Here is a 3,813-nt window from a genome sequence, read left to right on the forward strand (position 1 = left end):
GAATTCACTTTCGCCATGCACCGCAAGGAAAAAAAAGCCATTCTCCAAATGCAGACCGACGCCCGCATCCGGAAAGCCGAAGCAGAAACCGCATACGTGTAACCGGCGCATTTGCTAATCACCCGAAGATTGCGTACATTAAATAAACTATGCAGGTACATCTCAAAACCATCCATGAAACGAGTGCGGCGGCTGGCTGGGCGGGCCCGCGCAGTCTCGTCATCGACCGAACCCCGCGCGCCGGCGGACTGGGTATCGGGTTCAGCGGGGAAGAATTGTTCATGATGTCGATCGCCGCCAGCGTCTGCAACAGCCTATACCGCGAGGCCGCGGAAAGAGGCATTCCCGTGGCGCACGTGGAGATCGTGGTGAACGGCGACTGGGGCGGCGATCCCGTGCAGGCGCGCAACATCCGCTACGACATTACGCTGGAATCCTCCGCGCCCCGCGACGACGTGGAAGCGCTGATCCGCAGTGTAGACCAGGCAGCCGATATCCCGCAGTCGCTCCGCGCAGGCACGCCGGTGAAACTCAATTCGATCGACGTGCGCAAGGGCTGAGCGCCGCTGTGCGCCGTTATTGGAATTTGACCGACCTGGGCGGCGGAATGGCGGTGGAGAACGGTTTTTATACCATCCGCTGGTATGCGAAGGCCGATCCGGCGGGTGATACCGGCGGCGGGAAGAGCGTGAATCTGTGGAATAAAGATGAAAACAGAACCTGGAAGTTATTCCGGCAGGACTTCAATCATGATTGACGTTATTACTCGCTAATAAGCTCTACTTCGTACACGGGGCTAAAAAGATATACTCTCCGCGACTCGATTTCCTCGCAGCGGATGCGCTTCCGGATTTTTTCTCCCTTGCGGAAAATGCGGCCGTCTTTCGTTCTGAAGAGCTGGCCTGCGGGGAGTTGTTCCACCAGGTAATGGTTTTCCTTTTTGCGGTCGTACCGCATGAGTACGCGCATCAGCTCTTCGTCGGAACAGGAAGTGGCGCCGGGATTGTGGAGGCTTTTGCGGACAGCGGTTTCCACGTCGATGGGCATGTACCCTTTGCCGATGAATTCTTTCAGGATCTTACCGTATTCATTTTTCCATTCGCGGCCGTGGGCGGAAACGGAATTGCCGTAGATATTGAAAGTGGTGAGGTGGGCGATTTCGTGGAGGAGGGTGAGGAGAAAAGCGTATTTATTCAGGCCGCCGTTGATGCTGATGCGGTGGCCTTTTCCCTGGAAGGGATGGCGATAGTCGCCGAGTACGCTCTGGCGTTCACGGGTGATGGTTAAGTGGACCCGGTATTCAGTAATATAGGCGATTACCTGCTCGAAAGTGCCTTCCGGCATGTACGCTGCCAATGCTTGTAAAGGATGTTCTTGCTTCAACGGCTACTCTGGTTTCTTCTGCCGGATGCTGGCGCGGAAGAGCTGCCAGGTTTCCAGCACGGTATACACGAGGTAAAAGAACAGCAGGATGAAGATGGTGGCCTTGCTGACGTGGTCGCGGTTGGCGAATACATACGCGCCGATGCCCGCCACGCAGAGCACAAGCTTGCTCAGCGTGGAGGCATAGACAGACCTTACGAAAACGTTCGGGTTCGCCGCAGAAAGGCCTTTCTTGCTGCGGGAATATCCAACCAGGGTAATGAGCGCGAGCACGATGTTACCGATGATGAGAACGGGAAAATGAACGCCCAGGGAGGCGAGCCACCCTTTCTCCAGAATAAATAACAAACCCGTGATCGCTGCGAACACTGCCGCCAGCCAGAAAATAAATTTATCGGTCATGCCTGCTGGTATCTTTTACAATTTGCCACAAAAGTAGGGCTAATGCGAGTAAAGAAAAAATGATCATGAACAAAGGGAATCCCATGTCCACTTTTTGGTCCAGCAGGTAACCCAGCCAAAGCGCCACACCGATCCCGGCCATCATCTGGAAGGCCAGCCCGGCATACCGCAACAGCAGGTTAGACGGCTTCTGTTTCTGTTTCTTCCTGGATGACGGGTCTTCCATGTTTGGAATCTGCGGTGGTGGCTGACTCGGAGCGCGCCGGCGGAGCGTCGGCCGGATCCATATAGCAGCGGCCGTTGAACTTCACGGTGGGCTCCATTTCGAAATGCGCGGTATAGATATCGCCTTTGATGTAGGCGTTGCCTTTCAGGAACAGTAAATCGTCGACCTTGATGATCCCGGTCACTTTACCAAGGATATCGGCGCTGTTGCAGATCAGATCTCCCAGGATCTCCCCTTCCGGCCCTACCACGATTTTCGCTTTGGTAGAAACCAAGCCTGTTACCTGTCCATCGATACGGATATCCCCTTCACACACAATATCCCCCTGAATAGTGGTTCCGTTCCCGATAAGGTTGATGTTAGACGAAGGCATTATGCTCTTGCCTTCACTTTTCTTACTTTGGTTAAACATAGGTCAGAAGGTTTTTCGTTTTAATAAAGATGGTGTAAGATAGTGAAAAAATATTTAATAGGTGCTGTTTTCGACTTTCGGGACCTTCAGCATGGTGGTATCCAGCTGGATATTGCCCCCGATGACATTTTTCAGGTTCTGGAGGTATCGGTCGCGCGTGGAAATGGCGCGCTCGAGGGAATCGGTGCGCATTTTGAGCTGCAGGAACTCCTTGCGCTGCTTCAGGTCTCCATATCCCGGGATGTAATACCGCAGGGGCGTGAACACCACCGTTGCCACCGTGATCGCCACCAGGAGCACGAACAGGGTGCTCAGGGCCACGTATACGCTCATGCGGGAGAGGCGGAAAGCCGTCACTTCCTCATAGGTATCGTCGTTCATGATCACCAGGCGGTATTTATGGTTTAACCGGTCGAGGCTCCTCCCCTTATTTTTGTCTTCAGTAGCCATATGTCTGCAAAGATGTAAAGATTGACGATTTTACCGAAATATCCATCAAAAATTCATAATTTGTAAAAACGAATTACGAAAAGCCCCAAGTTAGCCCCTATTACGCACAGACGAGAAAAAAATTATCCTATCTTTAAAATATTTTTTCCCATAAAAAAGTTAATAAAGAAGTATTTACCGACCTGGCTTTACATGCATTGTTCTAAAATATCTCTATTACGTGCCGGATTGGTGGGATGGATCATCGTATTCGCCGCCTCCGCCACGGTTTTCGGACAGGATAAACCTGCCACACAGCCCCCGGCCAGGCCCGAGAAGCCCCTTAAGGTGGAAGACCGGCGCCCTCCGTCAGAAAAGATGGCTTCCAAGCCCTACACCTTCACCCGCAGGGTGGTACAAAATACCGTGACCCGGTATAATTATTACTATCACGCCAAGCTCAAACTGGAAAAAGTCCTCACCGGCATCAACAGCCAGCGGCAGGATAATTATAATATATTCCTTCCCTTCTACCCCTACACCGTCGAAAAACTCAATCTCGACGTCAACGAGCTGGACTCCGTGATCCACAAAGCGTCCGTTGCCGTGCAGATCCACGACCCGCGTGGCCGCTGGATCGACGATTGTTACCTGCTCGTAGGAAAGGCTTATTATTACAAAGGCGACTGGGAAAACGCCTTCACCACTTTCCAGTTCATCAATACCAAGTTCGCACCCAGGAAGAAATCCGATTATAATGCCGTGGTGGGCAGCAATCAGAACGACCTGCTGTCGATTTCCAGCCGCGAAAAGGAAAAAACCTGGTACGCCCGCCAGTTCAGGCATACCGTGGCGCGGAACGACGCATTCCTCTGGCAGGCGCGTACCCTCATCGAGCAGAACAAGCACGACGAGGCGCAGTCGCTGCTCAACATCCTCGAAACCGATCCTTACTTTCCCC

Annotated in this window: 8 protein-coding genes; 3 read left to right on the forward strand and 5 right to left on the reverse strand. The window is 52.7% G+C overall.

The window, feature by feature from the left end:
* Positions 1-149: 149 nt before the first annotated feature.
* Together Q0510_RS21600 and Q0510_RS21605 are read left to right on the forward strand one after the other, a co-directional pair.
* Positions 150-560, forward strand: coding sequence for an OsmC family protein (locus Q0510_RS21600; RefSeq protein ID WP_298716264.1), 411 nt, complete (start codon positions 150-152; stop codon positions 558-560).
* Positions 561-586: 26 nt separating this feature from the next.
* The gene (locus Q0510_RS21605; RefSeq protein WP_298716269.1) at positions 587-757 is read left to right on the forward strand and encodes a hypothetical protein; all 171 of its coding nucleotides are present in this window, start codon (positions 587-589) and stop codon (positions 755-757) included.
* Between the two features lie 5 nt (positions 758-762).
* On the opposite strand, the gene Q0510_RS21610 is transcribed toward Q0510_RS21605, so the two are convergent.
* Genes Q0510_RS21610 through Q0510_RS21630 form a run of 5 tightly spaced genes read right to left on the reverse strand, consistent with a single transcriptional unit; the run spans position 763 to position 2,873 of the window.
* Positions 763-1,383 carry a SprT-like domain-containing protein gene (locus Q0510_RS21610; protein ID WP_298716273.1) on the reverse strand — a complete coding sequence of 207 codons (621 nt, stop codon included), beginning with the start codon at positions 1,381-1,383 and terminating at the stop codon, positions 763-765.
* 3 nt (positions 1,384-1,386) lie between these two features.
* Entirely contained in the window at positions 1,387-1,785 is a 399-nt protein-coding gene (locus Q0510_RS21615) for a hypothetical protein (protein ID WP_298716276.1), read from the reverse strand.
* A complete protein-coding gene (locus Q0510_RS21620) occupies positions 1,775-2,011 on the reverse strand; it encodes an AtpZ/AtpI family protein (RefSeq protein WP_298716279.1) in 237 nt (78 codons plus the stop codon). The genes Q0510_RS21615 and Q0510_RS21620 overlap by 11 nt, the downstream gene beginning before the upstream one ends.
* Positions 1,965-2,423 carry a polymer-forming cytoskeletal protein gene (locus tag Q0510_RS21625; protein WP_298716282.1) on the reverse strand — a complete coding sequence of 153 codons (459 nt, stop codon included), beginning with the start codon at positions 2,421-2,423 and terminating at the stop codon, positions 1,965-1,967. The genes Q0510_RS21620 and Q0510_RS21625 overlap by 47 nt, the downstream gene beginning before the upstream one ends.
* A gap of 54 nt (positions 2,424-2,477) precedes the next feature.
* A complete protein-coding gene (locus Q0510_RS21630) occupies positions 2,478-2,873 on the reverse strand; it encodes a hypothetical protein (protein ID WP_126245397.1) in 396 nt (131 codons plus the stop codon).
* A 228-nt stretch (positions 2,874-3,101) separates the two neighbouring features.
* Between Q0510_RS21630 and Q0510_RS21635 the strand changes: the two genes are divergently transcribed.
* A partial coding sequence (locus Q0510_RS21635; protein WP_298716294.1) for a tetratricopeptide repeat protein occupies positions 3,102-3,813 on the forward strand: 712 nt, incomplete at its 3' end.

Source organism: uncultured Chitinophaga sp. (assembly GCF_937874145.1).
Classification (GTDB): domain Bacteria; phylum Bacteroidota; class Bacteroidia; order Chitinophagales; family Chitinophagaceae; genus Chitinophaga.